The 25,474-nt window shown below is 66.1% G+C and carries 28 protein-coding genes; 8 read left to right on the plus strand and 20 right to left on the minus strand.

All coding sequences use genetic code 11. The features are described from left to right. Positions 1–25: 25 nt before the first annotated feature. Positions 26–802 (minus strand): sulfite exporter TauE/SafE family protein, encoded by a 777-nt coding sequence (locus tag H8B03_RS02205; RefSeq protein WP_193139822.1) that lies wholly within the window; start codon positions 800–802, stop codon positions 26–28. Positions 803–965: 163 nt separating this feature from the next. Between H8B03_RS02205 and H8B03_RS02210 the strand changes: the two genes are divergently transcribed. Next, positions 966–2,654, plus strand: a complete 1,689-nt coding sequence (locus H8B03_RS02210; RefSeq protein ID WP_193139824.1) for an acyl-CoA dehydrogenase family protein — start codon at positions 966–968, stop codon at positions 2,652–2,654. 115 nt (positions 2,655–2,769) lie between these two features. Here H8B03_RS02210 and H8B03_RS02215 read toward each other — a convergent pair whose 3' ends face one another. Continuing rightward, positions 2,770–3,543 carry an STAS/SEC14 domain-containing protein gene (locus H8B03_RS02215; RefSeq protein ID WP_193139825.1) on the minus strand — a complete coding sequence of 258 codons (774 nt, stop codon included), beginning with the start codon at positions 3,541–3,543 and terminating at the stop codon, positions 2,770–2,772. 168 nt (positions 3,544–3,711) lie between these two features. Here H8B03_RS02215 and H8B03_RS02220 point away from each other — a divergent pair, with 168 nt between their 5' ends. After that, the gene (locus H8B03_RS02220; RefSeq protein WP_193139827.1) at positions 3,712–4,122 is read left to right on the plus strand and encodes an META domain-containing protein; all 411 of its coding nucleotides are present in this window, start codon (positions 3,712–3,714) and stop codon (positions 4,120–4,122) included. Here H8B03_RS02220 and recO read toward each other — a convergent pair. The 7 genes from recO to acpS all read right to left on the minus strand — a co-directional run bounded on the left by recO (position 4,119) and on the right by acpS (position 9,375). Next, on the minus strand, positions 4,119–4,841 hold the full coding sequence (gene recO, locus H8B03_RS02225) for a DNA repair protein RecO (protein ID WP_193139829.1): 723 nt from the start codon (positions 4,839–4,841) through the stop codon (positions 4,119–4,121). The two genes, H8B03_RS02220 and recO, sit on opposite strands and share 4 nt — an antisense overlap. Before the next feature lie 42 nt (positions 4,842–4,883). After that, complete coding sequence (locus H8B03_RS02230; protein WP_394355442.1) at positions 4,884–5,210, minus strand: DUF1491 family protein; 327 nt, start codon at positions 5,208–5,210, stop codon at positions 4,884–4,886. After that, positions 5,210–6,136, minus strand: coding sequence for a GTPase Era (gene era, locus H8B03_RS02235; protein WP_193139833.1), 927 nt, complete (start codon positions 6,134–6,136; stop codon positions 5,210–5,212). The genes H8B03_RS02230 and era overlap by 1 nt, the downstream gene beginning before the upstream one ends. Further along, a complete protein-coding gene (gene rnc, locus H8B03_RS02240) occupies positions 6,129–6,821 on the minus strand; it encodes a ribonuclease III (protein WP_193139835.1) in 693 nt (230 codons plus the stop codon). Before rnc ends, era begins: the two co-directional genes overlap by 8 nt. 3 nt (positions 6,822–6,824) lie before the next feature. Then, positions 6,825–7,613 carry a signal peptidase I gene (gene lepB / locus H8B03_RS02245; protein WP_193139837.1) on the minus strand — a complete coding sequence of 263 codons (789 nt, stop codon included), beginning with the start codon at positions 7,611–7,613 and terminating at the stop codon, positions 6,825–6,827. An 88-nt stretch (positions 7,614–7,701) separates the two neighbouring features. Beyond that, positions 7,702–8,757, minus strand: coding sequence for an AbrB family transcriptional regulator (locus H8B03_RS02250; RefSeq protein WP_193139838.1), 1,056 nt, complete (start codon positions 8,755–8,757; stop codon positions 7,702–7,704). A 219-nt stretch (positions 8,758–8,976) separates the two neighbouring features. Continuing rightward, positions 8,977–9,375 (minus strand): holo-ACP synthase, encoded by a 399-nt coding sequence (gene acpS / locus H8B03_RS02255; protein ID WP_193140130.1) that lies wholly within the window; start codon positions 9,373–9,375, stop codon positions 8,977–8,979. Positions 9,376–9,522: 147 nt separating this feature from the next. Here acpS and H8B03_RS02260 point away from each other — a divergent pair, with 147 nt between their 5' ends. After that, entirely contained in the window at positions 9,523–10,029 is a 507-nt protein-coding gene (locus H8B03_RS02260) for a hypothetical protein (protein ID WP_193139840.1), read from the plus strand. A 54-nt stretch (positions 10,030–10,083) separates the two neighbouring features. Here the strand turns inward: H8B03_RS02260 and ileS are convergent, their stop codons facing one another. Beyond that, on the minus strand, positions 10,084–13,068 hold the full coding sequence (gene ileS / locus H8B03_RS02265; RefSeq protein WP_193139842.1) for an isoleucine--tRNA ligase: 2,985 nt from the start codon (positions 13,066–13,068) through the stop codon (positions 10,084–10,086). 187 nt (positions 13,069–13,255) lie between these two features. Continuing rightward, positions 13,256–13,621, minus strand: a complete 366-nt coding sequence (locus tag H8B03_RS02270; RefSeq protein ID WP_193139844.1) for a cupin domain-containing protein — start codon at positions 13,619–13,621, stop codon at positions 13,256–13,258. Between the two features lie 116 nt (positions 13,622–13,737). On the opposite strand from H8B03_RS02270, the gene H8B03_RS02275 reads away from it, so the two are divergent. Then, complete coding sequence (locus tag H8B03_RS02275) at positions 13,738–14,154, plus strand: group III truncated hemoglobin (RefSeq protein ID WP_193139846.1); 417 nt, start codon at positions 13,738–13,740, stop codon at positions 14,152–14,154. On the opposite strand, the gene H8B03_RS02280 is transcribed toward H8B03_RS02275, so the two are convergent. From H8B03_RS02280 to H8B03_RS02290, 3 genes are read right to left on the minus strand one after another with little or no spacing between them, the layout of a single operon-like run. Continuing rightward, positions 14,142–15,161 carry a YcjF family protein gene (locus H8B03_RS02280; protein WP_193139848.1) on the minus strand — a complete coding sequence of 340 codons (1,020 nt, stop codon included), beginning with the start codon at positions 15,159–15,161 and terminating at the stop codon, positions 14,142–14,144. The genes H8B03_RS02275 and H8B03_RS02280 overlap by 13 nt on opposite strands. Further along, positions 15,158–15,607, minus strand: a complete 450-nt coding sequence (locus H8B03_RS02285; protein ID WP_319022418.1) for a GNAT family N-acetyltransferase — start codon at positions 15,605–15,607, stop codon at positions 15,158–15,160. Before H8B03_RS02285 ends, H8B03_RS02280 begins: the two co-directional genes overlap by 4 nt. Beyond that, complete coding sequence (locus H8B03_RS02290; protein ID WP_394355439.1) at positions 15,604–17,037, minus strand: YcjX family protein; 1,434 nt, start codon at positions 17,035–17,037, stop codon at positions 15,604–15,606. The genes H8B03_RS02285 and H8B03_RS02290 overlap by 4 nt, the downstream gene beginning before the upstream one ends. A 101-nt stretch (positions 17,038–17,138) precedes the next feature. Between H8B03_RS02290 and truA the strand changes: the two genes are divergently transcribed. Then, positions 17,139–17,909, plus strand: coding sequence for a tRNA pseudouridine(38-40) synthase TruA (gene truA / locus H8B03_RS02295; protein ID WP_193139850.1), 771 nt, complete (start codon positions 17,139–17,141; stop codon positions 17,907–17,909). Here the strand turns inward: truA and H8B03_RS02300 are convergent. The 3 genes from H8B03_RS02300 to H8B03_RS02310 all read right to left on the minus strand — a co-directional run bounded on the left by H8B03_RS02300 (position 17,906) and on the right by H8B03_RS02310 (position 20,759). Then, a complete protein-coding gene (locus H8B03_RS02300; protein WP_193139852.1) occupies positions 17,906–19,276 on the minus strand; it encodes a glutamate--cysteine ligase in 1,371 nt (456 codons plus the stop codon). The two genes, truA and H8B03_RS02300, sit on opposite strands and share 4 nt — an antisense overlap. 61 nt (positions 19,277–19,337) lie before the next feature. Then, positions 19,338–19,901 carry a hypothetical protein gene (locus tag H8B03_RS02305; RefSeq protein WP_193139854.1) on the minus strand — a complete coding sequence of 188 codons (564 nt, stop codon included), beginning with the start codon at positions 19,899–19,901 and terminating at the stop codon, positions 19,338–19,340. 120 nt (positions 19,902–20,021) lie between these two features. After that, complete coding sequence (locus H8B03_RS02310; RefSeq protein ID WP_193139856.1) at positions 20,022–20,759, minus strand: 16S rRNA (uracil(1498)-N(3))-methyltransferase; 738 nt, start codon at positions 20,757–20,759, stop codon at positions 20,022–20,024. A gap of 11 nt (positions 20,760–20,770) precedes the next feature. On the opposite strand from H8B03_RS02310, the gene ubiA reads away from it, so the two are divergent. The 3 genes from ubiA to H8B03_RS02325 are packed head-to-tail and all read left to right on the plus strand — an operon-like array spanning position 20,771 to position 24,035. Continuing rightward, entirely contained in the window at positions 20,771–21,733 is a 963-nt protein-coding gene (ubiA, locus tag H8B03_RS02315; RefSeq protein ID WP_193139858.1) for a 4-hydroxybenzoate octaprenyltransferase, read from the plus strand. A gap of 60 nt (positions 21,734–21,793) precedes the next feature. Continuing rightward, positions 21,794–23,716, plus strand: coding sequence for an OmpA family protein (locus H8B03_RS02320; protein ID WP_193139860.1), 1,923 nt, complete (start codon positions 21,794–21,796; stop codon positions 23,714–23,716). Next, positions 23,703–24,035: a hypothetical protein gene (locus tag H8B03_RS02325; protein ID WP_193139862.1), complete on the plus strand. Its 333-nt coding sequence runs from the start codon at positions 23,703–23,705 to the stop codon at positions 24,033–24,035. The genes H8B03_RS02320 and H8B03_RS02325 overlap by 14 nt, the downstream gene beginning before the upstream one ends. A gap of 24 nt (positions 24,036–24,059) precedes the next feature. On the opposite strand, the gene H8B03_RS02330 is transcribed toward H8B03_RS02325, so the two are convergent. The 3 genes from H8B03_RS02330 to pgsA are packed head-to-tail and all read right to left on the minus strand — an operon-like array spanning position 24,060 to position 25,436. Continuing rightward, positions 24,060–24,512 carry a molybdenum cofactor biosynthesis protein MoaE gene (locus H8B03_RS02330; RefSeq protein ID WP_193139863.1) on the minus strand — a complete coding sequence of 151 codons (453 nt, stop codon included), beginning with the start codon at positions 24,510–24,512 and terminating at the stop codon, positions 24,060–24,062. Positions 24,513–24,514: 2 nt separating this feature from the next. After that, positions 24,515–24,766 (minus strand): molybdopterin converting factor subunit 1, encoded by a 252-nt coding sequence (moaD, locus tag H8B03_RS02335; protein ID WP_193140135.1) that lies wholly within the window; start codon positions 24,764–24,766, stop codon positions 24,515–24,517. After that, positions 24,756–25,436: a CDP-diacylglycerol--glycerol-3-phosphate 3-phosphatidyltransferase gene (gene pgsA, locus H8B03_RS02340; RefSeq protein WP_193139865.1), complete on the minus strand. Its 681-nt coding sequence runs from the start codon at positions 25,434–25,436 to the stop codon at positions 24,756–24,758. The genes moaD and pgsA overlap by 11 nt, the downstream gene beginning before the upstream one ends. Between the last annotated feature and the right edge of the window lie 38 nt (positions 25,437–25,474).

Consider the following 25,474-nt stretch of genomic DNA (forward strand, 5'->3'; position numbering starts at 1 on the left):
AGGACTGCCCGTGGCGAGGCGCAGCCTACCCCAGCGTTTCCAGTCCCCGCCGCGCCAGGTTCAGCCCGGCCAGTACCAGCACCGCCAGCGTGGCCTTGCGAAACCGGGCCTGATCCAGCCGGTCCTGAACGTGCTGTCCCGCCCACATTCCGAAAACCATCGGCACCAGCAGCAGGAACGACAGCGGCGCGGTCTGGGCGTTGAACACGCCGGTGCGCAGATGCGCAGCCACCAGCACGATGGCCCCGGCCAGATAGACCACGCCCTGCACCCGGATCGCCTCGACCTTGGGCGCATCCACGGCGGCCAGATACATCACCGTCGGCGGCCCCCAGACCCCCGCCAGACCGCCGGAAAACCCGGCCACGGTCCCGATCCCGACATCGGCCAGACGGCGCCGGTGCGGCGGGACATGCAGCCGCAGCCCTACCACCCGCACCAACGCAAAGACCGTGACCACAAGGCCCAGCGTCAGGAACAGAGCACCCTGCGGCAAGCCGCGCACCAGTTGTGCCGACAGCGCAATGACCACCAGCAACACGCCCAGATAGACACGGTACTCGCGCGCCGATTGCAGCGCCGGCCGCAAACCGCCGCGAAACGCCTGCCACAGGTTCGACACCAGTGTCGGCATCAGCAGGGCCGCCAGCGCCGGTTCGGCGGGCAGGAAGCTGGCCAGCCCGGAAATCATGATCATCGGCATGGCAAACCCGATGGCCCCTTTGACGAAAGAGGCCACCAGCGTCACCAGCACGGCCACCCCGAGGATCAGCGGCGACGGGGCAAAATATAACGAGTCCAAGGTCTTCCCTTCCTCAACTGCGCCCTGTCTGCCCCAGCTGACGCTGCAGCGCAAAAGAAGTTGCGGTCATATTGCTGCAAGTTACCATTCGATATTGAAAAAATGTTGCGCTGCGACTGCGAAATGATTATTCCGGCACCCGAAAGATGAAAGGAACCGATTCATGCCCCATGATGGCCAGTCCCTGCCCGAATCCGGTGCCGCGCCGGTGCTCGATGACCTGCTCAGCCTGACCCGTGCCGCCGTCGCCCCTGTCGAGGCGCTGCTGGAGGCCGCGAAGGACAGCGTGCGCGCGCAAGTGTCCCGCGACGGACGCGTTTCCGGCGCCCTGATCGAAGCCAACCAGACCGCCGCGCATGGTCTTGCATGGCTGGCCACCTACGTGGAATCGCTGCGCCAGATGCAGGCCTGGGCCGAGCGTGTGCAGGCCGAGGGCAAGTTCGGCGAGACCGAGCAACTGCTGCTGCAAATCGCCTTCGGCGAGTACCTGCAACAGATCTCGGGCGGCATCCTGATGACCCAGGGCGAAATCATTCGCCCCCATGATCTGGGGCTGGACGCCGATGCGCTGGCCGGGCTGGACACCGATGCGATCCGCACCCTGTCGCGCCACGGCAACAGCCAGACCGCCCGCACCCGGCTGGTGGCGCTGATGCAGGAGCATTCGGCCAACATCACCGTCGGCACCACCGGGCTGGACGACGAGCTGGAGATGATCCGCGAGCAGTTCCGCCGCTTTGCCGTGGACCGCGTGATCCCCGACGCCCACGAGTGGCATCTCAAGGATGAGCTGATCCCGATGGAAATCATCGAGGAACTGGCCGAGATGGGCGTCTTCGGCCTGACCATCCCCGAGGAATTCGGCGGCTTCGGTCTGTCGAAAGCCTCGATGTGCGTGGTGTCCGAAGAACTGTCGCGCGGCTACATCGGTGTCGGCTCGCTGGGCACAAGGTCGGAAATCGCCGCCGAGCTGATCCTCTGCGGTGGCACCGAGGCGCAGAAACAGCACTGGCTTCCCAAGATCGCCAGCGCCGAGATCCTGCCGACCGCCGTCTTCACCGAACCCAACACCGGCTCGGACCTTGGCGCGCTGCGCACCCGTGCGGTCATGGATGGCGACGACTGGTCGATCACCGGCAACAAGACCTGGATCACCCATGCGGCCCGGACCCATGTGATGACCCTGCTGGCCCGCACCAACCCGGATTCCACCGATCATCGGGGCCTGTCGATGTTCCTGGCCGAGAAGACCCCCGGCACCGACGAAAACCCCTTCCCCACCGCCGGCATGACCGGCGGCGAGATCGAGGTTCTGGGCTATCGCGGCATGAAGGAATACGAGCTCGGCTTCGACAACTTCAAGGTCAAGGGCGAGAACCTGCTGGGCGGCGAGGAAGGCAAGGGCTTCAAGCAGCTCATGGAGACCTTCGAAAGCGCCCGCATCCAGACCGCCGCCCGCGCCATCGGCGTGGCGCAATGCGCGCTGGATATCGCCATGCAATACGCCATCGACCGCAAGCAATTCGGCAAGTCGCTGATAGACTTCCCGCGCGTGTCGGGCAAGCTGGCGATGATGGCCACGGAAATCATGATCGCGCGCCAGCTGACCTATTTCTCGGCCTGGGAAAAGGATCACGGCCAGCGGTGCGACCTTGAGGCCGGGATGGCCAAGCTGCTGGGCGCCCGTGTCGCCTGGGCGGCGGCGGACAACGGTTTGCAGATCCACGGCGGCAACGGCTTCGCACTGGAATACCAGATCAGCCGGGTTCTGTGCGACGCCCGCATCCTCAACATCTTCGAGGGTGCCGGAGAGATCCAGGCGCAGGTGATCGCACGGCGTTTGCTGGGCTGATCCGCTTCTGGTCAGGACGGGAGTTCCCCCCTTCCGTCCCAAAAAAGGCGCCCCCCGGCGCCTTTTTCTGTATCTGCAGGTGGCGTCCGGGGCCCACCCGAAGTCGCCGGTCAGCCTATAACCCCTCGGACACCCACTCGCGGGCGTCGTCCTCGTCATCCGCATCGAAGCTTTTCATCTCGACCGTGGTGACGGGATCGGCCAGCTTGGCAAGGCTTTCCATCCAGCCCCCGGCGCCGACCAGCGCATAGCGGTGCAGGTTGCGGATGGCGGCCATCTTGGCGGTCCAGAGTGGGCCACTGATCAGCATGGACGGGGCAAACCCGGCAAAATTGGTCACCCGCACCAGCAGTGAAATGCGCCGCCCCTCGCCCGGCGTTTCCGCCATCATGGTGTTCAGCCGGTCGATCACCGCATCGGCATCGGACTGCTGGATGACACCGTCGATCTCGTAGGCCAGAACATGCGGATGCGGCGGATCCAGAAAGCGCACCGCCGGCACCGGAGTTTCAGGCGCGGCACCTTCGTCCAGAACAAAGGTGCGGGCCGCCAGCCGATCGTCGGGATCGAAGGTCTGGTACTCCAGCCCCGGCATCAGGTGACCGGCGGCGCGCATCACCGTGGCGATCCATTGCTTGTCGGTCACGGCGGCTATGCGCCCGAACCGCCGCAGATGTGGCAGCAGCGCGGTTTCGACCTTCACATCCTCGGCCACGGCCCCGGCAGACACATCGCTGATCCCGGTCAGGTCAAGCAGCAGGTTGATCTTGCCGTCTTCCTCCAACAGATCGCGCACCGCATCGTCGACCGCCTGGATATCCGACGCACTGACCTGGTCTCTCAGGTCAAGCGACAGGGTCTGCGGGCCGATTTTCTCGATGATGATCATGGTGAAGCCTCCGGTTGCGACAAGAACGGACAGAAAGACCCCGACAGGATCCCCCCGCGCCCCTCAATATGTCGGGACTGGCAATTGAACTTCAATTCTTGAACTTGCGGAAATCTCCCGCAACATGGGCCGCCGGCAGACCCGCCGCAGACTTGCAGGAGATTTCAGATGTTCATGTCCCGTGCCGCGCTTGCGCTTGCCCTGGCCACCGCCGCAAGCAGCGCTTTGGCGCAAAGCCCGGTCAACCCGCTTGAGCCTGCCCAGCATTGGCGCCTGACCACGCTCAACGGCGAACGCTTCCCGGCGCTGGCGCGCTTCAGCCTGGCCATCGACAGGCGCATCGCCGGTCGCGCGCCCTGCAACAGCTTCCTGGCCACGCTGGACGGCACCGCAGACAGTTTTACCATTGGCCCCATCGTCTCGACCCGCGCCGCCTGCGAGAACATGGCCGAAGAGACCGAGTTTCTGCGGGTGTTCGGCGCGACCACAAGCGCCCGACTGGACGGCGAAAACCTGGTGATGACCGGGCCGGACGGCTCTGAACTGGTGTTCGTGAAGACCGATCCGCCGGAAACCTAGACCCGCGCCAGCAGATCCAGCAGCCGCTGGCGCGCGGCGGGCAGCGGGGGTTTGGGGCCACGTGGCGTCAGGTGTTGGCTCCAGAAATAGCCTGTAGTGGCCAGCGCCTGCGCAATCTGGGCGTTGTCGCCATCGCCACCGGGCAACATGCAGGGCGGCAGCGGCAGCAGTTTGTCGGCCCAGTCCCCGGCCCCTTTGGCGGTCACCGCGCGCCCGCTGCGGGGCGAGACATAGGCCAGACCCCCGGTCGCCCCGGTCACGGCACAGACCGACAGGTCCAGGCCAAACCCCAGCGCTTCCAGCAGCGCCAGTTCCCAATGCAGATAGGCCAGCGGCCAGGCCTCGGTGATCGGCATCAGGTCCAGCAGGGTGCGGCTGCGGTCGTATATCCCGGGCACCGCCTCGCGTTCGGGCAGGGCCACGGCCAGCAGGCCGCAAACGGCGTTCAGCCCGGCCAGCGCCAGCCGGTCGCCCATGATACCGGGCATGCGTGACCGCAGCGGTTCCACCGTAAAAGCGCCAAGGTGATCTTCCAGCCGCGCGCGCCACGCCACCGACACTTGCGCGCCCGGTTGCAGAACGGGAGCCATGCGCCGCCCGGTCCCGCCACGCACGATGCCGGCGTGGCGGCCGTGCGCTTCGGTCAGAACCTCGATGATCGCGGCACTTTCTCCATGCCGACGCATGGTCAGAAGCACCCCTTCGTCGCGCCAATCCATGAGGCTGATCTAGGGCGCAAACCGGGGCCGATGCAACGGTGATCAGGTCAGGCCGACATGATCCAGCAGGTCGCGGCCCTCGCGGCTTTCGACCTCGACGATCCACAGGTCGCGGTCGCGGTCCTTCTGGCGGGCCAGCACCGCGTCGACCTCGGCCTCGGGGCCTTCGGCCAGCACCATCCAGCTGCGCTCGCCGGTCATCAGGTCATACGAGCGCTGCTTGGCCACCGCCTTGCCGTCCAGCGTCGCCAGCTTGACGATCACCGCCCCCGAGGTCGGATCGCCCTTCGCCGCGATATAGGCCGGGATGTGTTCGATCTGAAGCCGCCGCAAATAGGCCTTCACCCAAAGATCGGCAGCCAGACGGATCACCTGTTGCCGTCCTTGAAGTCGAGCCCCATCTCGTCATAGCGCTCGGATTCTTCCTGCCAGTTGGTTCGCACGCGCACCTGCAGGAACAGATGCACCTTGCGGCCCAGGAATTCTTCCATCTCGACGCGGGCCGCCTGCCCCACGGCCTTGATGGTCTCGCCCTTGTTGCCCAGCACGATGCCCTTGTGGCCGTCACGGCTGACATAGATCACCTGATCGATGCGGGCGGAGCCGTCCTTGCGATCCTCCCACTTCTCGGACTCGACGGTCAGCTGATAGGGCAGTTCCTGATGCAGGCGCAGGGTCAGCTTCTCGCGGGTGATCTCGGCGGCAATCATGCGCATGGGCAGATCCGCGATCTGATCCTCGGGATACAACCACGGACCCACCGGCAGTTCCTCGGCCAGCCATTTGCGCAACGTGTCGACGCCATGGCCCTTCTCGGCCGAAATCATGAACGTATGCACGAACGGAAAGCGGTCGTTCAGATCCTTGGTCAGTGCCAGCAGCACCGGCGCCTCGACCCGGTCGATCTTGTTGATGGCCAGCGCCACGCGCTGCTTCGGCACGGCACGTTCGGCCAGCGCCTCAAGGATTTTCTCGACGCCCTCGGTCACGCCGCGATGGGCCTCGACCAGCAGCACGACGACATCGGCATCCGCCGCCCCGCCCCAGGCCGCAGCCACCATGGCGCGGTCCAGACGACGGCGCGGGCGGAACAGGCCCGGCGTGTCGACAAAGACAATCTGGCTGGCGCCTTCCATCGCGACGCCGCGAATGCGGGCGCGGGTGGTCTGCACCTTGTGGGTGACGATCGAGACCTTGGCCCCGACCATGCGGTTCAACAGGGTCGATTTTCCGGCATTGGGTTCGCCGATCAGGGCGACGAACCCGGCGCGGGTCTGGTCAGGGGTGTCAGTCATGTGTGCCCGCCTCCATGCGGGTCAGAAGCGCGCGCGCGGCGGCCTGTTCGGCCTGCCGCTTGGACCCGGCCGAGGCCCGTTCGACCTCGCCACTGTCCAGCCGGGCCTCGATGGTAAAGACGGGGGCGTGGGCCGGGCCGCTGCGGTCGGTCTCCACATAGCGCGGCGGCGCCAGCTTGCGCGCCTGCGCCCATTCCTGCAGGGCGGTCTTGGGGTCGCGGGCGTCGGCCTCGACGTTGGCGATCCGGTCGCCCCAATGGGTCAGGATCACGCGGCGCGCCGCTTCCAGCCCGCCATCCTTGTAGACGGCGGCGATCACCGCCTCCATGGCATCGCCCAGCAGGGCCTCCTTGCGGCGCCCGCCCGACAGCATTTCCGACCGGCCCAGCCGCAGCACCGTGCCCAGCCCGACAGCGCGGGCCACATCGGCACAGGTTTCCTTGCGCACCAGCGCGTTGAAGCGCGGCGCAAGCTGGCCTTCGGGGGCGGTCGGGTCGGCAGCCAGAAGGGTTTCGGCCATCACCAGCCCCAGCACCCGGTCGCCCAGGAATTCCAGCCGCTGGTTGTCCTTGCGGTTGGGCGTGGCCACCGAGGGGTGGGTCAGCGCCTCTTGCAGCAGCGCGGGTGCGCTGAAGTCATGCCCCAGCCGCGCCGCGAAGTCCTTTTGTTCCGCCGACAGCGCCAAGGCTCAGTTCAACCCTTTGAAGAACCGGTCGCTGCGCCAGGTCCAGAAATAGAAGATCGACCTGCCCGCCGACGAGAACATCACCCGGTCAGCCCGGCCGATCAGGTTCTCGAACGGTACGAAGCCCACGCCACGCGCCGACTGCGGCACCCGGCTGTCGTTCGAGTTGTCGCGGTTGTCGCCCATGAAGAAGAAATTGCCTTCGGGCACGGTATACACCGGGGTGTTGTCCAGCGCGCTGTCGCGGATGTTCAGCGTGTCATAGCTTTTGCCGCTGGGCAGGGTTTCGGTGTAGCGGGTCTTGGTGCACAACCCGCCGATGCCCACCGGGCCGTTCTCGCACTGCGGGCGGTTGCCCACCGGGCCCTGCGGCTCGAACACTTCCTCGAAAAGGCCGGCTTCCTCGCGCGGGACGGGTTCGCCGTTCAGGAACAGCTGGCCATTGCGCATCTGTACCTTGTCGCCGGGCAGGCCGATCAGGCGCTTGATGAAATCCGCGCCGGTGACCGGGTGGCGGAACACCACAATATCGCCGCGCTCGGGCTCCGAAGCCAGGATCCGGCCCGGAATGAACGGACACATCGAGAACGGGCAGGAGTGCTGGGAATAGCCATAGGCCATCTTGTTGACGAACAGGAAATCGCCGATCAGCAGCGTGTCCTTCATCGAGCCCGACGGGATCCAGAACGGCTGGAAGAACAGCGTGCGGAACACGCCTGCGATCAGCAGCGCGTAAACGATCGTCTTGATGGTCTCGACGATGCCGCCGTCTTTTTCGGCCTTGCTTGCCATGGTTCTGGATCCTGCCTCGGGAATGACTTCGGGCTTCTTTGCGGCCCGTGGCTGCGGGTGTCAAGTTGCGCGTCCCGGGCGGGCAAGGTCAGCGGCGGCGGCACGCCCGTTCCAGCAGGGTCACCCCGGTGACGGTCATGAATATCCGGGCGATGTGCAGGGCCGCAACGAAGGGCACTTCCAGCCCCAGGGTAAAGGCGATCAGGCTCATTTCCGCCAGCCCGCCGGGAGCATAGGCCAGCAGCGCCTCGGCAAAGGGGATAGCGGTCAGATGCGCCAGCGCCAGGCCGAACAGGATGGTCGTGATCAGCAACAGGGTCGTGGCGCCCAGCGAATGCCCCAGCACCCTCAGGATGCGTGCCGGAGAGGTTCCGGCAAACCGGCAGCCGATGCCCGCGCCCAGAATCACCTGCGTCCCGGCCAGGATGACCGACGGCACCTGGAAATCGGTGATGTCGCTTGCGTGCAGCCCGGCGCTGACCAGCATTGGCCCGATCAACAACGGCGCCGGCAGGTGCAACAGCCGCCCCAGCCGGGCACCGATCAGGGCCGAGACCGCGAACCATGCCGCCCCGGTCAGCCCCAATGCGGCCAGCGGTCGCCAGGTGACGCTGCGGCCCGCCAGATCGGCGCCGGTGACGAACTGGATGAGCACGGGCACCAGCATCACCACAAGGAAGATCCGCGCCGCATGCATCAGTGAAATTGTCGTCGGATCGCCGCCGGCCTTCTCTCCCATCAGGATCATGTCCACCAGCCCGCCCGGCATGGCCGAGTAGAACGCCGTGGGCCGGGACAAGCCCGCCACGCGCGACAGGTACACAAAGGCGCTGCCCCCGGCGACCAGCAGGAACGGCACAAGGATCGCCAACGGCAACAGCCAATCGCGCAATCCGCCCAGCATGTCCCCGTTGAAAGACGTGCCCAGCATCGCCCCCATCACCACGATGAACGGGTTGCGCAGCCGGTCAGGCAGACGCACCGGCACCTGCAACAGCGCCGCCAGCCCGGTCGCCGTCATCGCCCCCAGCATCCAGGCCAGCGGAACGTTCAGCCACCAGAACAGCGCGCCTCCAAGCGCGCCGATGCCAAGCGCAAGGGCCAGTCCCGGCCAAGGGAAAGGAAGGGTTGATCGGTCCGCCATGGCACAATCGCTAATACAGGAGTCATTCGGGAACAATGCCACGGGGCGGTGCATCGCCGGGTGGCGCGTCGCGTCGTGGCGCCTCTGTGAAGCGGGCCTTGGATGTTCCGGGCCAGCCTTTCCGCCGGTTTTCCGATCGCCGTCGGACACGGGTGCCGCGCCGGTTGCGCCGAGGCCCCGGTCGACTGGCTGCAGCCCACCGCCGAAGGCGCGTAGCGGCTACAGCGGCCGCGCCTCGATCACCACGAAGGCCTGCGCCCAGGGATGATCGTCGGTCAGGGTGACATGGATGATGGCCTCGTGCCCCGGCGGGGTCATCGCGGCCAGCCGATCGGCGGCCCAGCCGGTCACCTGCATCACCGGCTGTCCGGACGGCAGATTTGTTACGGCCATATCCTTCCACGAGATGCCCATGGCGAGCCCGGTGCCAAGCGCCTTCGAACAGGCCTCTTTCGCGGCCCAGCGTTTGGCATAGGTGCCGGCCACATCGGCACGGCGTTCGGCCTTGCGCTGTTCGGTCTCGGAGAACACGCGGGTCTTGAACCGGTCGCCGAAGCGGTCCAGCGTCCCGGCAATCCGTTCGATATTGGCCAGATCGGTGCCGATGCCCAGGATCATGCGCTGCTCTCCCCACGTTTTGACCGACATAGCCAAGCCTGCCGGGGCTGACCAGAGCGGGCATCGCGGATGCCTGTTTTCCCAACCGGACAGGCGCGCCGATTCGCGTTATTCTGACCCTAGGTAAACATCAAGAGGAGACAGACCATGCCCCGCATGACCCATGTGATCCTTGCCAGTGCCCTGAGTATCCTGCCGCTGTCAGCCAAGGCAGCCACCTTCCAGATCGATTTCAGCCTGGCCGGATCCAACAACATCATCGGAACCTTCACCGCGCCCGCAGGCGGCGGCCCGGTCAGCAACCTGATGGTGCAGATGTTCAACGTGCTGTTCGACACCCGCATCGATGCCGGAGGATCGTTCGACTACGATCCGGCGGCCGGGGATTTCGTGAACTACAGCGCGTTTCCGACCTATACCAACGCCACCGCCAACGCGACCTGCGCGGCCACGCAGTGTACCTTGCAGATCTATCCGCTGCCCAACGATCCGACGCCGGGCGACTATCTGGCGGTGGACGGAAATCTCAACAACATCGACGATGGCACGAAATACGCCATCTCGGGCCCCTCGCCCGTGCCGCTTCCGGTGGCCGCCGGCCTGTTGGCGCTGGCCCTGGGCGGGTTGGCGGCCCTGCGATTGCGTCGGGGCTGACCGAAAAACGCCGCCCCCATGGGGACGGCGCAATATTCGGGTTCGAGGATGGCGTCAGGCGCTCAGAACGCTGTCGCAGCGCCCGCAGACATCGGCGTGGCTGTGGGTACCCACATCCGGCAGGATCTTCCAGCATCGCTGGCATTTCGCGCCCTCGGCCTTGGCAAAGACCACGCCCACACCGGGCACATCCGGCAGGGTAAAGGCCCCTTCGGGCACCGGTTCGACGCGCAGGTCGATCTGCGAGGTGATGCAGATGGTGGCGAACTTCTCGGTGTCGTCGCCGATCTTGTCGCGCATTTCCTGCGTCAGATAGACGATGGGGGCGGCCTCCAGCGAGGAACCGATGGTCTTGGACTGACGCTCAAGCTCCAGCGCGCCGGTCACAACGCGGCGCAGGGCGCGCAGCGACAGCGACCATTCGGCCAGCACCGGGTCATGCCAGTTGGTCGGCGTGTCCGGCATGTCTTGCAGGTGGACCGAACTGTCATCGCCGGGGAACCGCTGCAGCCAGACCTCTTCCATGGTGAACACCAGGATCGGTGCCAGCCAGGTGGTCAGCCGGTGGAACAGGATGTCCAGCACCGTCAACGCCGAGCGGCGCGCAAGGCTGTCCATCCCGTCGCAATACAGCGCGTCCTTGCGGATGTCGAAATAGAAGGCCGACAGATCCACCGTGGCGAACTGGAACACCTTCTGGAACACGCCCTGGAAATCAAAGTCGGCATAGCCTTCCTTCACTTCCCGATCCAGCTTTTCGACCATGTGGAGGATCAGCTGTTCCAGCGGCGGCATGTCGTCCCGCGCGACCCGGATCTCGTCGGAATAGTCGTTCAACGAGCCCAGTAGGAAGCGCATGGTGTTGCGCAGCCGGCGATAGCTGTCGGCCACGCCTTTCAGGATCTCCGGCCCGATCCGCTGGTCGGCGGTATAGTCGGACTGGGCCACCCAGAGCCGCAGGATATCGGCGCCGTACTGCTTGACCACCGTTTCGGGAACGATGGTGTTGCCCAGCGACTTGGACATTTTCATGCCCTTTTCGTCGAGCGTGAAGCCATGGGTCACGACGTTGCGATAGGGGGCCCGGCCCAGCGTGCCGCAGGCTTGCAACAGCGACGAATGGAACCAACCGCGATGCTGGTCGGTGCCTTCCATATAGACATCGGCGATGCCATCGGCCGAGCCGTCCTCGCGGTCGCGCAACACGAAGGCATGGGTCGAGCCGCTGTCGAACCACACGTCCAGGATGTCGAAGACCTGCTCGAAGTCGTCGGGGTTGTGATCCGCCCCCAGGAACCGTTGCTTGGCGCCCTCGGCATACCAGCAATCGGCGCCTTCGGCCTCGAAAGCCTCGGCGATGCGGGCGTTGACCACCGGGTCGCGCAGCAGGAAGTCCGGATCGGTCCGCTCGGCGCCCTTGCGCACGAAACAGGTCAGCGGCACGCCCCAGGCGCGCTGCCGTGACAGCACCCAGTCGGGACGTGTTTCGATCATCGAAAACAGGCGGTTGCGGCCCGTGTGCGGGGTCCATTGCACCAGTTCGTCGATAGATTTCAGGGCGCGCTCGCGGATGGTGGTGCCCATGACATCCAGACCGTCCCCCACCGGTTTGTCGATGGCGGCGAACCATTGCGGCGTGTTGCGGAAGATCACCGGAGCCTTGGAGCGCCACGAATGCGGGTAGGAGTGCTTGACCTGCCCGCGCGCGATCAGACCACCCGCTTCAACCAGCTTGTCGATCACGGCGCGGTTGGCCTTGCCTTCCTTGCCCTTGCGGTCAAACACCTGAAGCCCGGCGAAGAACGGCACATGCGCAAGAAACTCGGATTCCTCGCCCACGTTATATGTCATCCGGTCCATCCAGCCGCGTTTGACGAAACAGTCGTAGTCGTCGGCGCCATGGCTGGGGGCGGTGTGCACGAAGCCGGTTCCGGCCTCGTCGGTGACGTGGTCGCCGTCGATCATCGGCACGTCGTAGTCCCAGAACCCCTCGGCCCCGTCGAGACCGGCAAAAGGATGTTCCAGCGTCAGGGCAGACAATTCCTGCGTGCTCACATCGCGCACACGGCGGAAGCGGGTCACGCGGGATTTTTCCAGCGCCTCTGCGGCCAGCGTGTCGGCAAACAGGTAGACATCGCCGGGCTTGGTCCAGCTTTCGTCCTGCGTTTCCTCAACTTCAAACAGCCCGTAAGAGATCGCCGGATTGAAGGCGACCGCCTTGTTGGACGGGATCGTCCAGGGCGTCGTGGTCCAGATTACCACGCGGGCGGCGTGCAACTGGTCGGCCAGAATCGCCTGGTTTGCGCCGTCATAGTCGGCGCCTTCGTTCTGAACCGGCATCTGCGCATTGCCGCCCCGACGCACGCGGAACGGCACCCAGATCGTGTGGCTGCGATGATCGTGGTACTCGATCTCGGCCTCGGCCAGTGCCGTCTTTTCCACCGGCGACCACATCACGGGTTTCGAGCCCTGATAGAGCGTGCCGTTCATCAGGAACTTCATGAATTCCTCGGCGATGACCCGCTCGGCGTGGAAATCCATGGTCAGATAGGGATTGGCCCAGTTGCCGGTGACGCCCAGACGCTTGAACTCCTCGCGCTGGATATCGACCCAACCCTCGGCGAACTTGCGGCATTCCTGACGAAAGTCGACGACTGGAACCTCGTCCTTGTTCTTGCCCTTCTTGCGGTACTGCTCTTCGATCTTCCATTCGATGGGCAGGCCGTGGCAGTCCCAGCCGGGGATATAGCGCGCGTCACGGCCCATCATCTGGTGGCTGCGCACGATCATGTCCTTGATGGTCTTGTTCAGCGCATGGCCGATGTGCAGGTGGCCGTTGGCATAGGGCGGGCCGTCATGCAGCGTGAAGGGGCGGCGCGACGGATCGGCCTTGGCCTTGTCGCGCAGGCGGCCATAGATATCCATGTCCTCCCAGCGGGCCAGCCAGTCGGGTTCGCGCTTGGGCAGCCCCGCGCGCATCGGGAAATCGGTTTTGGGCAGGTTCAGACTATCTTTGTAGTCGATCGTTTCAGACGACATCGGTCAGCGTCCTTGAAGGTCGGGAAATCTGGGGGAATGAGAGCGGCGCGAGAGGTCCATACGCCTTGTCCCGGCAACTCGGATCAGAGCACCGGGCCGGTAATTCGCGCAATGATGGCGAGTGTCCATTCCATGGCGCGCTTATAGGACCGCCCGTGGGCGAGGTAAAGAGAGCGCGGCGCGGCGCTTACTCCAGCTGAACGATCACGAACCGCGCCTCGTCCTCGCCGATCGAGGTGGTGACATGGCCCGCGCCGTCGGTGTCTTCCATCCGCAGGATATCACCGGGGATCATCGTAATCGCAGAGCCGTTGGAGGCCTCGACCCGTGTGCGCCCGGCCAGGCAATAGGCGATCTGGCGGCGCGGCGACGGATGGCGCGGGCCGGTCCATCCCGGTGGAAAGGCGACGTGGATGATCTGCGTACAGGCTTCGGGGTCTGACCGTGGCATCGGCGGCGCGGGCGGGGCAAACAGCCTTTCGGCCATGTCGATCGTGCCGTCGGTGAAGAACGACATGCCCTCGGCATCTTCGGTCAGGATTGTGCATTTCATCGGTCCGGCCTCCATGGTCCCGACCATGGCGCGGTTTTTCCCGCGCGACCAGTGGCCACCTTGCAGCTTGGCGGCCCAGACCGCAGGTAGGGGTCACCCCATGTTCAGGACGTCCCATGACCGACACCCCCATCGCCCCGCTGACCGAAGCCGACATCGACCGCGTGGTCCGCGCCTTTTACGCCGAGATCCGGGTGCATCCGGTGCTGGGGCCGATCTTTAACGGCCATGTGGGCACCGGGGCCGAGGAGTGGGCCGCGCATGAGGCCAAGATCGGCCGGTTCTGGAAGAGGGCGCTGCTGAAACAGCCCGGCTATGACGGCAACCCGATGGCGGTGCATCTGGCCGCCGGCGATGTGCGCCCGGACCATTTCGGCCCGTGGCTGGATCTGTTCGAAACCGTCACCCACCGCCTGCTGCCCGCCCCGCAGGCCGACGCCTGGACCACGCTGGCCCATCGCATCGGGCGCGGGCTGCGATTGGGGGTCGAGGATCGTCACCGCCCAACGGGCAGCGTGCCTCAACTGGGTTGAGTGTCCGAACCGAACAGCCCGGTCAGCGCCCGTTTCACCAGACGCGCGACCGAAGGGCGCTTGGCGGCAGTGAAGGGCAGCGGCCGGCAGACCTCGATCGCGGCAACGCCCACGCGGGCGGTCAGCGCGCCGTTGACCACGCCTTCGCCAAAACGACGTGACACGCGGCTGAGAACCGACCCCCCGGCGACCGAGCCGATCAGATCGTCGCCCACCGCCACCGCACCGGTGGCCACAAGATGGGTCAGCACGGCGCGCATCAGCCGCCAGGTGCCGAAGGTGCCGGCGCGGCCACCGTAGATCTCGGCAATGGTGCGGATCATCCGCAGGTTGGCGGTGGCCGCGGCCACCACATCGGCCAGCGCCAGCGGCACCAGCGCGGTGACGGTGGCCACCTGCCGAGCCGCCGATTCCACGGCGCGGGTGGCTTCGGTATCCAGCGGGCGCAGCAGGTCGCGTTCGACCACGCCCAGCACCGCGTCGGCATCGAAGCTTTGCTCGATCCGGGCGGGCATCCCGTCCAGCGCCCATTTCAGCTCGGCCCGCCCGTGGTAGAAGGCTGTCAGGTCGCGGGCGGTCTTGCGGGCTGCCTCCAGATCATTGTCGGCCAGGGCCGCGGTGGCCCGGTGCTGGAACTTGTCCAGTCGTCCCAGACGGGCGAAAGCCGCCACTTCGCGCAGCGCGATCAGCAGGCAGACCAGCCCGAAAGCCCCCAGAAGGGTGGCCACAAGGCCCGCCAGAACAGGGCTGCTGGCGATCAGCCTTTCCACCATGCTCCAGGCGGCCAGCGACAGGCCCGAGACCATGATGCCGCCCAGCAAGGCCCAGAACCACGTGGACAGCGCCCCCCGCCGCGACTGTTTCGCCATGCTGGCCAGCCGCTGCATCGCCGCCGGATCGTTTGGCAAAGTGCCGTCCAGATCCGGAACGGGCGGGGCAGACGACGGGCTTGGCGCCGCGTCCTCGGCCTCCAGATCGATCATCACGGGGCCATCGCGGTCACTCACATCGGTGTCCTTTCCCAAGAATAGCGGATGTCGGGCAACTTTTCGTCGTTGCCTTGGCCATCGGTGCGGCGCAGTTCGACAAACCCCTCGCGCGCGTAAAACGCCCGCGCCTCAAGGTTCGCCTGAAACGTCCAGAGGTCCAGGCGCGATTGCTTTGCCTTGGCCGCGGACACCAACGCGTGCCCGATGCCCTGCCGACGCGCCTGTTGCGCAACATACAGGGCGTCGATCTCGGCCGCGCGCTGCGCCAGAAAGCCGACAACTTGCCGGTTCTGTTCGGCCACGGTCACGGCTTTCTGGTCGATGAGTTTGCCACAAAAGGCCTGGTTCTGCGATGGCGTGTGCAGGTTCGGCAACCAGGGTGTCCGCGTCAGCCAATCGGTCAGGATCTCGGCCATGGCGGGCGCGTCCTCGGGCCGGGCATCGCGCAAATGGAAGCCGGTCACAGGCGATCTCCGATCAGGAACTGCGCTGCGCGATCCATGCGGATATGCGGCGGGCCGTCGCCCGGCTTCAGGCTTTGGGCGGCCGGGGCAAACCGCATGATCCCATAGTCACCGTCCAGCCACTTTTCGGCCCCGCTGCGCGCCGGCGCCAACAGCACAGCGGGATCATCGGGCAGCGCACCGGGATAGAAGGCGGCCTGACGGCCATCCTTCAGCAACCGGCCGCGCACCAGATCCAGCTTGCGGCCGTTGTGCTCGCGGGTTTCCTCGACCGTGGCGCGCAGGGCAGCCAGCGACAGGGCCAGCGTTTGCGCCCCGGCGAAATCGGCCCGCGACTTGGCGTCCTGTACCAGCGCCTCGGTGATCGCGGTCAGGCGGCCATGCTGGCTGTGATGCAAATGGTCGGCCTTGGTGGCGGCAAACAGCATCCGGTCCACCTTCTTGCCACCCAGCAGGCGTGACAGGAAACTGGACGATCCGGGGCGGAAGGCGGTCAGGATATCGGCCATGGTCCGGCGCAGATCCTCGACCGCGCGGGGGCCATCATGGATCGCCCCCAGCACGTCGGTCAGCACCACCTGCCGGTCGATACGGGCAAAGTGATTGCGAAAAAACGGCCGCACGACCTTGGACTTGTAGGCTTCGAACCGGCGTTCGAACTCCCGCGCCAGCGAGCCACGTGGCGCCGCGCCATCGGGCAGCGGTGCGAAGGTCAGCACCGGAGAGCCTTCCAGATCGCCCGGCAGAAGGAATCGCCCCGGCGTGCAATCCGAAAACCCGGCCTTGCGTGCCGCGTGCAGATGCTCGGTAAAGGCACGCGCCAGACCCTGCGCTGCTGGTTCGTCCAGGGGTTGGGAGACATCCACAGCCCCCAATGCGTCGCGATACACCTGCCCAGACGGGCGTTCGTCCAGCCGCGCCAGCGTCTCGCGCGACCATGTAGCGAAATCCTTGTCCAGCAGCGCCAGATCCAGCAGCCATTCGCCGGGATAGTCCACAATATCCAGGTGTAGCACCCGTGGCCCGGTCATCCCGCCCAACAGGCCGGTGGGTTTCAGCCGCAGCGACAGGCGCAGTTCCGACACCGCCCGCGTGCTGTCGGGCCAGTGCGGCGCGGGCCCCAACAGGGCGGCGCGATGCTGTTCGTAGTCGAAGCGCGGCACCGTATCGTCGGGCTGCGGTTGCAGGAAGGCGGTCAGGATGCGGCCCTCGGCGGCGGCGGCCAGTTGCGGCATCCGCCCCCGGTCGATCAGATTGGCCACCAGCGAGGTGATGAACACGGTCTTGCCGGCACGCGCCAGCCCGGTCACCCCCAGCCGCAGCGTCGGTTCGAAGAAGGTTTCAGACACGCTGGCCCCGGCATCCTCGACCGTGCGCACCAGCCCGTCGGCGGTGCGCGCCAACCCGTCCGTAATACTGCCCAGCACCACATCTGCCCCCGAATGACCTTTGTTTCGAGATATGGCTTTGACGCGCGTTTTACCAGTGCGGGCGCGTTGCACAGGCGCGCGCGGGACGCTAGAGGACCGCCATGCCCCGTTTTGCCTTGAAAATCGAATATCACGGCGCCCCTTTCGCCGGGTGGCAGCGCCAGAAAGAACAGCCCTCGGTGCAGCAGGCCGTGGAACAGGCGCTGCGCAAGCTTGATCCCACGGTGGATACGATCGCCGCCGCCGGGCGCACGGATGCGGGGGTGCACGGGCTGGCCCAGGTGGCCCATTGCGACATGGTGCGCGACTGGGATCCGTTCCGCCTGTCCGAGGCGCTGAACCATCACCTGAAGCCCGCGCCGGTGGCGATCCTGGCCGCCGCGCGGGTGGCCGATGACTGGCACGCGCGGTTCTCGGCAACCGAGCGGCGCTATATGTTCCGGCTGCTGGCGCGCCGTGCGCCGGTCACCCATGACGCCGGGCTGGTCTGGCAGGTCAAGCAGCCGCTGGACGGCGCCGCGATGCAGGCCGGGGCCGACCGTTTGCTGGGCCACCATGATTTCACGACCTTCCGGTCCACCATTTGTCAGGCCGACAGCCCGATGAAAACGCTGGACGAACTCAGGGTCGAGGAAATCGCGCGCTCGGATGCGGTGGAGTACCGGTTCCACGTCCGCGCCCGGTCTTTCCTGCACAACCAGGTGCGCAGCTTCGTCGGCACGCTGGAGCGGGTCGGTGCCGGGGCCTGGACCCCGGACGATGTGACCGCCGCCCTGAACGCGCGCAACCGCGCCGCCTGCGGACCGGTCTGCCCGCCGCAGGGGTTGTACCTGGCCGGCGTGGGGTACAAGGACGACCCCTTCGCCCCCTAGTAGCTGTAGTCGGCGTAGATCCGCGTCAGGTCGCCGTTCCAGTCGCCATTGTAGCGCCCCAGCAATTCGTCTGCCGGGGTACGACCGGATTCGACGCTTTCCTGCAGGGCGTTCAGGAAATGGGTCTCGTCCGGGATCAGCCCGTTGGCGCCGGGGCGTGCCCGCGCTTTCAGCCCGGCCTCGGCAATGTCCACGACCTCGCGCGCCAGATCCTGCATGAGCTGACCGTTCACGCGGGCCTGCAAGCCGTCGACCGAAGCCGCCACGCGCCAGGCCTCGCGGGTTTCGGCATTCCAATCCTTGACCAGATCCCAGGCCGCATCCAGCGCGCCTTGATCGTAAGTCAGCCCGACCCAGAGCGCCGGCAGCGCGCACAGTCGCCGCCACGGGCCGCCGTCGGCGCCGCGCATCTCGATGAATTTCTTGATCCGGGCTTCGGGGAAGATCGTGGTCAGGTGATCGGCCCAGTCCGACAGGGTCGGCACCTCGCCCGGCAACGCCGGAAGCTGGCCCTTCAGAAAATCGCGGAACGACTGGCCAAGCGCGTCGATGTATTTGCCGTCGCGGTAGACGAAATACATCGGCACATCGAGCGCATAGTCCACCCAGGCGTCAAAGCCGAACCCGTCCTCGAACACGAAGGGCAGCATGCCCGTGCGATCCGGGTCCAGATCCCGCCACACCCGCGAGCGCCACGACTTGTGCCCGTTCACCTTGCCTTCGAAGAAGGGCGAATTGGCAAACAGCGCCGTGGCCACAGGTTGCAGGGCCAGCGCAACGCGCAGCTTCTGAACCATGTCCGCTTCAGAGGCGAAATCGAGGTTCACCTGCACAGTGCAGGTCCGGTACATCATCTGTTTGCCGTGAGTGCCAACCTTGTCCATGTAGCTGGTCATCAGCGCATAGCGGCCCTTGGGCATCACCGGCATCTGGTCGCCGGTCCAGATCGGCGCAGCGCCCAGCCCGATGAAGCCGACGCCCAGATGATCCGACACGTCGCGCACTTCGCGCAGGTGGGTGTTCACCTCGTCACAGGTGCCGTGGATGGTTTCCAGCGGCGCGCCCGACAGTTCCAGTTGTCCACCCGGCTCAAGGCTGACGTTGGCACCGTCCTTCTCCAGCCCGATGATGTTTTCGCCTTCCATCACCGGCGCCCAGCCAAAGCGGTCGCGCAACCCTTCCAGCACCGCCTTGATCGAGCGTTCGCCCTCGTACGGCAGCGGTTTCAGGGTATCGCGGCAATAGGCAAATTTCTCGTGCTCGGTGCCGATGCGCCAATCGTCCTTCGGCTTGCACCCGTCCGCAAGATAGGCGGCCAGTTGATCGCGATGTTCGATCGGACCGCCGCCCGATTGGGGAATAGACATGAGATGCGGCTCCGAACTTTGGTCAGTTGAACCTGACAGGTGAAAGGAAATGACCCGTGTGTCAATCCGCGTCCGGCTTGGACGAGGTCACGGGCATCAGCCAATCGCCCTTCGGGGGATCGACTCCGGGCCGCTGCCAGACCACGTAGACCGCGCCCTGGTTGACCTGCCGGGCCAGCAGCAGCCGTTCGGTCCGAAACCCCGGCAGTTGCGCAAACGCATCCAGAAGCGCCTCGACCCCGGTGGCGGTCACCGGAATGTGAAGCGTCGTGCCATCGGATTCGCGCAGGGTCCAGTGATCGGGCCGACCGCGCGGGTCCAGCGCCACCTCGGCCAGTGCCCGGACCGACACCGCGCCGCCATCCAGCGGGCCGTAATAGGCGATGCGCGCTTCGTCCACCTCGACCACGCCCGGCCCGTTGCCATCGGTACGAAACCGCATCCGCTGCAGGCCAAGCGCCACAAGCACCACCCCCAGCACCATGGCGGGGATCGAAGTCCAGAACATGATCCCATGGGAACTGAGCATCCACCACAAGGCGAAGGCGGCCACCGCGAGACCGCCGATCAGCTCGCGCGCGTGCCAGAAGGCGTGGCGCAGTTCCGGGCGGATGAAATCTTTCAATGCAGCACCTCGCAGGCATCGGCAAATCGTTCAATAGGGACTCGGCCAGGCCGAATCCGCGTCAGCCCAGCCTCGCAATCCCGGGCGCGGGATGCAAATGACGGGACCGGGATCGGCGGATCACGCCCAATCCCCCAATGCCTGCTGCCAGACCGTCATGGCGGCCACGGCAGCGGTATCGGCGCGCAGGATGCGCGGGCCAAGGCTGACCGGCACGGCCTGGTCCATCGCCATCAACCGCGTGCGTTCCTCGGCGCTGAACCCACCTTCGGGACCGATCAGGATCGCCCAGGGGCCCGGACCGGCCACGGTCAGCCCCAGCCCCTCCCCCGCGCGGGTCTCATCGCAGAACATCAACCGGCGGTCGGCGGGCCAATCGTCCAGAAGCGCGGACAGGCGGGTCAGGGCGGTCACTTCGGGCACGAAAGTGCCGCCGCATTGCTCGGCGGCCTCGATGGCATGGGCTTGCAGCCGATCCTGCCGGATCCGTTCGGAGTTGGTGAAGGCGGTCTGCACCGGGCAGATGCGCGCGGCCCCCATCTCGGCGGCCTTTTCGACGATGAAATCGGTGCGCGCCTTCTTGATCGGGGCAAACAGCAGCCACAGGTCGGGCGGGGTCTGCAAGGGCCGGGTCTGTTCGGCACAGACCAGCACACCGCCGCGCTTGCCGGCCTCGGCCACCTCGGTGCGGTATTCGCCCGACACCCCGTCGAACAGCAGCACCGCATCGCCGACGGTCAGCCGCATCACCCCGAACAGGTAATGCGCCTGATCCCGCGTCAGTGGAACCGATTGTCCCTCGGCCAAGGGATGCTCTACATAGAGCCTGATCTTTGCTGCGGTTTTCGCGTTCGACATGAGGCCTAGATATGACCGACTCGCCCCAAGCGCCAGAGGGACAGGTGTTCGACGCGGTGCGCGGTAACTGGGTGGACCATCGCGCGCCGGACTGGGCGCGCTCGTATTTGCGTCTCAGCCGGGCGGATCGGCCGGTCGGCACATGGCTGTTGCTGCTGCCGTGCTGGTGGGGCGTCCTGCTGTCGGCGGCCAGCGGCGCGGGGCTGGGCTGGCACGGGCTGTGGATCATGCTTGGCTGCGGGCTGGGCGCCTGGTTGATGCGCGGCGCCGGCTGCACGTGGAACGACATCACCGATCGCGAGTTCGACGCCGCCGTGGCCCGGACACGGTCGCGGCCGATTCCGTCGGGACAGGTCAGCGTGCGGGGGGCGGTGGCCTGGATGGGCCTGCAGGCGCTGCTGGCTTTCGCGATCCTGCTCAGCTTCAACCTGAATGCCATCCTTCTGGGCGTGGCCTCGCTGGCGCTGGTGGCGATCTATCCCTTTGCCAAACGGTTCACATGGTGGCCGCAGGTCTTCCTGGGGCTGGCCTTCAACTGGGGTGCGCTGCTGGCCTGGACGGCGCATGACGGGCGGCTGGGGTGGCCGGCGGTGCTGTTGTACCTGTCCGGGCTGGTCTGGACCCTGTTCTACGACACCATCTATGCCCATCAGGACAAGGAAGACGACGCGCTGATCGGGGTGAAATCCACGGCCCGGTTGTTCGGCAGCAACACCCATCGCTGGTTGACCCTTTTCCTGTGGGGGTCGGTGGCACTGATGGCGCTGGCAATCTGGGCGGCCTTTGCCGGTCAGGGGCTGACGGCGGCAGGTGCCCTGGCGTTTCTGGCGGTACCGGGCTTTGCCGCGCATCAGCTTTGGCAGTTGCGCCGCTTGCAGACCGAAGACGCCGACAACTGCCTGTCGCTGTTCCGCAGCAACCGCGACACCGGGCTGATTCCTGCCGCTGCCTTTGCGTTAGCCCTTTTGCTTTGATTGATCTCGCGCGCGTGGCTTCGTAAAGACACGGAGCCTCCCTGACGGTCGGAAGTCCTCATGCGTCCCATTGCGATCCTTGCCCTCAACCTCGTAACGCTCGGCCTCGGCGCCGGGGCCTGCGTGGTGGTGGCCCAACATGCGGTCGAACTGGTGGAAGAGCGCGCGGGTACGGCACTGGAAACCGCGCTGGCCAATGGCGGCTTCGACTGGGTCACGGTCGAGATCGACGGGTTGCAGGCGCGGCTGGGCGGCGAAGCCCCGGACGAAGCCGAGCGATTCCGCGCCCTGCGCGCGGCGGGCGCGGTGGTGAACCCCGTCAACCTGCGCGACGGGATGAGCGTAGCCGACCCCGACGCGCCGCCGCCCCCGGAATACCGGTTCGAACTGATGCGCAACGGCGCCAAGGTGACGGCGCTGGGGCTGATCCCCGGCGGCGGCGCGGCCAAGGCGATGCTGCTGGACACGCTGGCTGAAATCGAAGGTGTGACTACGGTGTCGGGCCTTCTGTCCACCAGCCCCGATGCCCCGCCCGAGGGGTGGGAGACAGCCGTGAAGGCCGGCGTCGCCGTGGTGCGCGGCCTGAACAACGCGCGGGTAGAGCTTTCGGCCGAGGCGATGACCGTCACCGGGCTGGCCCCGGATGCCGAGACCAAGACGTACCTTGAAGAAGGCTTGGCCAGTCAGATCGGCGATCAGATCGTTTTGGTGTCCGATTTCTCGGTGCCGCCGCCGGTGGTATCGCCCTTCGTGACCCGGTTCCGCATCGACGACGCTGGCCCCCGGTTCGAAGCCTGCTCGGCCAGTTCCGCAAAGGGGCGCCAGCAGATCGAGGCCGCAGCCCGCAACGCCGGGGCGCAGATCGATGACAACACCTGCGCGGTCGCGATGGGCGCACCGGATACGCAATGGGATCGCGTCACAGCACACGGCATCGACACACTGACCCAGATCGGTGCGGGCATTCTGACGATCTCGGATCTCAGCATCTCGATCACGCCGGGCGCCGAGGTTCTGCCGCAACCGCTGGACCATGCCCTTGCCGCCTTCGAAGCCGACCTGCCCGACACCTACCAACTGACAGTGGCCCCGGTGCCGGGGGCCGCTCAGGGGGTCGCCGCTGCCGAAGCCGTGTTCTCGGCCACCCTCAGCCCGGAAGGGCAGGCCATCATCCGGGGCAGCACGGTGGATCGCCACGCCCGCAACGTGGTCGAAACGCTGGTCGCGGCGCGGTTCCCACGGGACATGCTGCATGTCTCGCTACGCCAGCAATCCGGCCTGCCCGAAGGCTGGTCGGCGCGGGTGCTGGCCGGGCTGGATGCCTTTGCAGCGCTGGAAACCGGGCGCCTGAGCATCACCCCAGACATGCTGACCCTGAAGGGCACCACCGGCGATCCGGCCCTGCCCGGCACACTGGCCACCAATCTGACCGCGCTGCTGGGCCCGTCGATGCCGATGCTGCTGGATATTGCCTATGTCGAGGAACTGGATCCCGTCGCCTCGCTGCCCTCCGCCGAGGACTGCCTGGCGCGGATCAACGAGATCCAGGCCAATACCAAGATCACTTTCGCGCCGGGCTCGACCGAGCTGGACGTTGACGGCCTGCGCATCGTGCGCCGGATCGCCGCCGTCCTGCGCGACTGCGACGACGTGGAAATGGAAATCGGCGGCTACACCGACAGCCAGGGCCGGGACGAGATGAACACCGCCCTCAGCCAGGCGCGCGCCGACGCGGTGTTCAACGCCCTGATTGCCGAGCGGGTCCGGGCCAGCAACCTCAGCGCGATCGGCTATGGCGAAGAGAACCCGGTGGCCGACAATGACACCGCCGATGGACGCGAGGCCAACCGCCGGATCGAGTTCAGCCTGCGCTATCCCCTGTTCGGGCCCTTTGCCCCGGACGACGATCCCAGCGATGAGACCGCGCAGGCCGATCCCGACGTGCCCGCGGCAGAAACGGAGCAGACAGATGGACAGAACTGAATTCATCATCGCCACGGCAATCCTGCTGTTCGGGGCCTTCTGCCTGGGATTCGTGACCCATTGGGTGGTCAGCCGCCTGTCGCATGTGTCGAAAGCCGCCCTGGGCGAGTTGGACAGCATGGCCGAGGCGCTGCACGACGCCGAGGAAGCCCGCGATGCGGCGCGGGCCGAATTGAAAGAGGAAGAAGTGCGGCTGCACGGTCGTCTGAAAGAGACCGAGGCCGAGTTGAAAGCGGCGATGGAGGGGCTTCAGACGGCCCGCCACGAGACCGAGGAATTGCGCGCCTTCATCTCGAAACAGAACATGGGCACGCATTGAACACGCGGCGCACGCGAAGCGAGCTTACGCCCAGCGATCCAGCGCGGCCTCATCCTCGGCCTTGCTGTCGACCCAGGACGCCCCCTGCGCGGTGACTTCCTTCTTCCAGAAGGGCGCGCGGGATTTCAGATAATCCATCAGAAACTCGGCTGCCGCGAAAGCATCCACCCGATGCGGGGCGGCGGTGGCCACCATCATGATCGGATCGCCGGCCGCAAGCTGGCCGTGGCGGTGGATCACCAGCGCCCCGGACAGGGACCAGCGGGTGACCGCCTCGGCGCGGATCGCCTCGATCGCGCGTTCGGTCATGCCGGGATAATGTTCGATCTCCATGCGCGACAGCGGGCTGTCGGCCAGATCGCGGACCAATCCGGTAAAGCTGACCACGGCCCCGGCCCCGTTGTTTGCGGCGCGCTGGGAGAAACGGTTCAGTTCGGCCCCGGCGTCGAACACCTCGGACTGGATCAGGACATCCATTTTCAGCCCCCGGTCATCGGCGGGAAGAAGGCGACCTCGCGCACGCCGGCAAGCTCGGCCTCAAACCCCGACAGGGTCTGGTCCAGCGCCACGCGCACGGTGGAAAGGTCGGCGAAAGCGGCGGCGTAACGTTCTTCCCGGGTGGTCAGTTCAGCCACCAGGTCGGCCACGGTGCGTGCCTCGGTCTGCACGGTTTCACGCGGCACGCCGATCCGTTCGCGCACCCAGGCGAAATAGAGCACCTCAAGCTGCATCGTCACCAGCCTCATCTTCAAGGAACCGCAATGACTTGCGGTAGTAATCCAGCCCGGTCAGCCCGGTCAGAAAGGCCGCGACATAGAACATCACAAGGCCACTCAACCCGCTCAGCCAGCCGCCCTGCACCACGCGCCACGTGGCATTCCAGTCTTGCGGTCCCTGCGCCAGCAACGCGCCGTAATCCGCCGGATCCATGGATCGGTACAACCAGAAATGAACCTCTTGCAAGCCAAGGCTCAACAGCAGCAGCGGGATCGCCACCATCTGCGCGGTGGTTTTCCACTTGGCCAGCTTGGTGACCTGCAACAGGCTGGCATCGGACCCCAGGAACTCGCGCAGGCCGGACACGAACACTTCGCGAAACAGGATGACGACCGCAGGCAGGGTCAGCCAGGGATCCAGGCCCGACAATGCCAGGATCACGCAGATCGAGATGATGACCATGGCCTTGTCGGCGATCGGGTCCAGCATGGCGCCAAAGCGGGTCTGCTGGTTCAGCTTTCGCGCGAGATAGCCGTCGAACCAGTCGGTAACGGCGGCCAGAACGAAGATCACCAGTGCGGCCCAATCCGCCATCGGCCGTGGCAGAACCATGAAGATCAGCGCCACGCAGGGGGCCGCGAACAGGCGCATCACGGTCAGGATATTGGGGATGTTCCACGTCACGTCTGGATCCTCCGGCCCGCCGGGGCGGGGCGCGTCAG

The organism is Meridianimarinicoccus sp. MJW13 (genome assembly GCF_014901205.1).
Lineage (GTDB): Bacteria > Pseudomonadota > Alphaproteobacteria > Rhodobacterales > Rhodobacteraceae > Meridianimarinicoccus.

What these genes read in the sequence shown, in the direction of transcription:
- H8B03_RS02210 (WP_193139824.1), top strand. Translation starts at nt 966, where the DNA reads ATGCCCCATGATGGCCAGTCCCTGCCCGAATCCGGTGCCGCGCCGGTG.
- H8B03_RS02215 (WP_193139825.1), bottom strand. Translation starts at nt 3,543, where the DNA reads ATGATCATCATCGAGAAAATCGGCCCGCAGACCCTGTCGCTTGACCTG.
- H8B03_RS02220 (WP_193139827.1), top strand. Translation starts at nt 3,712, where the DNA reads ATGTTCATGTCCCGTGCCGCGCTTGCGCTTGCCCTGGCCACCGCCGCA.
- recO (WP_193139829.1), bottom strand. Translation starts at nt 4,841, where the DNA reads ATGGATTGGCGCGACGAAGGGGTGCTTCTGACCATGCGTCGGCATGGA.
- era (WP_193139833.1), bottom strand. Translation starts at nt 6,136, where the DNA reads ATGACTGACACCCCTGACCAGACCCGCGCCGGGTTCGTCGCCCTGATC.
- lepB (WP_193139837.1), bottom strand. Translation starts at nt 7,613, where the DNA reads ATGGCAAGCAAGGCCGAAAAAGACGGCGGCATCGTCGAGACCATCAAG.
- H8B03_RS02250 (WP_193139838.1), bottom strand. Translation starts at nt 8,757, where the DNA reads ATGGCGGACCGATCAACCCTTCCTTTCCCTTGGCCGGGACTGGCCCTT.
- acpS (WP_193140130.1), bottom strand. Translation starts at nt 9,375, where the DNA reads ATGATCCTGGGCATCGGCACCGATCTGGCCAATATCGAACGGATTGCC.
- H8B03_RS02260 (WP_193139840.1), top strand. Translation starts at nt 9,523, where the DNA reads ATGCCCCGCATGACCCATGTGATCCTTGCCAGTGCCCTGAGTATCCTG.
- ileS (WP_193139842.1), bottom strand. Translation starts at nt 13,068, where the DNA reads ATGTCGTCTGAAACGATCGACTACAAAGATAGTCTGAACCTGCCCAAA.
- H8B03_RS02270 (WP_193139844.1), bottom strand. Translation starts at nt 13,621, where the DNA reads ATGAAATGCACAATCCTGACCGAAGATGCCGAGGGCATGTCGTTCTTC.
- H8B03_RS02275 (WP_193139846.1), top strand. Translation starts at nt 13,738, where the DNA reads ATGACCGACACCCCCATCGCCCCGCTGACCGAAGCCGACATCGACCGC.
- truA (WP_193139850.1), top strand. Translation starts at nt 17,139, where the DNA reads ATGCCCCGTTTTGCCTTGAAAATCGAATATCACGGCGCCCCTTTCGCC.
- H8B03_RS02300 (WP_193139852.1), bottom strand. Translation starts at nt 19,276, where the DNA reads ATGTCTATTCCCCAATCGGGCGGCGGTCCGATCGAACATCGCGATCAA.
- H8B03_RS02310 (WP_193139856.1), bottom strand. Translation starts at nt 20,759, where the DNA reads ATGTCGAACGCGAAAACCGCAGCAAAGATCAGGCTCTATGTAGAGCAT.
- ubiA (WP_193139858.1), top strand. Translation starts at nt 20,771, where the DNA reads ATGACCGACTCGCCCCAAGCGCCAGAGGGACAGGTGTTCGACGCGGTG.
- H8B03_RS02320 (WP_193139860.1), top strand. Translation starts at nt 21,794, where the DNA reads ATGCGTCCCATTGCGATCCTTGCCCTCAACCTCGTAACGCTCGGCCTC.
- H8B03_RS02325 (WP_193139862.1), top strand. Translation starts at nt 23,703, where the DNA reads ATGGACAGAACTGAATTCATCATCGCCACGGCAATCCTGCTGTTCGGG.
- H8B03_RS02330 (WP_193139863.1), bottom strand. Translation starts at nt 24,512, where the DNA reads ATGGATGTCCTGATCCAGTCCGAGGTGTTCGACGCCGGGGCCGAACTG.
- moaD (WP_193140135.1), bottom strand. Translation starts at nt 24,766, where the DNA reads ATGCAGCTTGAGGTGCTCTATTTCGCCTGGGTGCGCGAACGGATCGGC.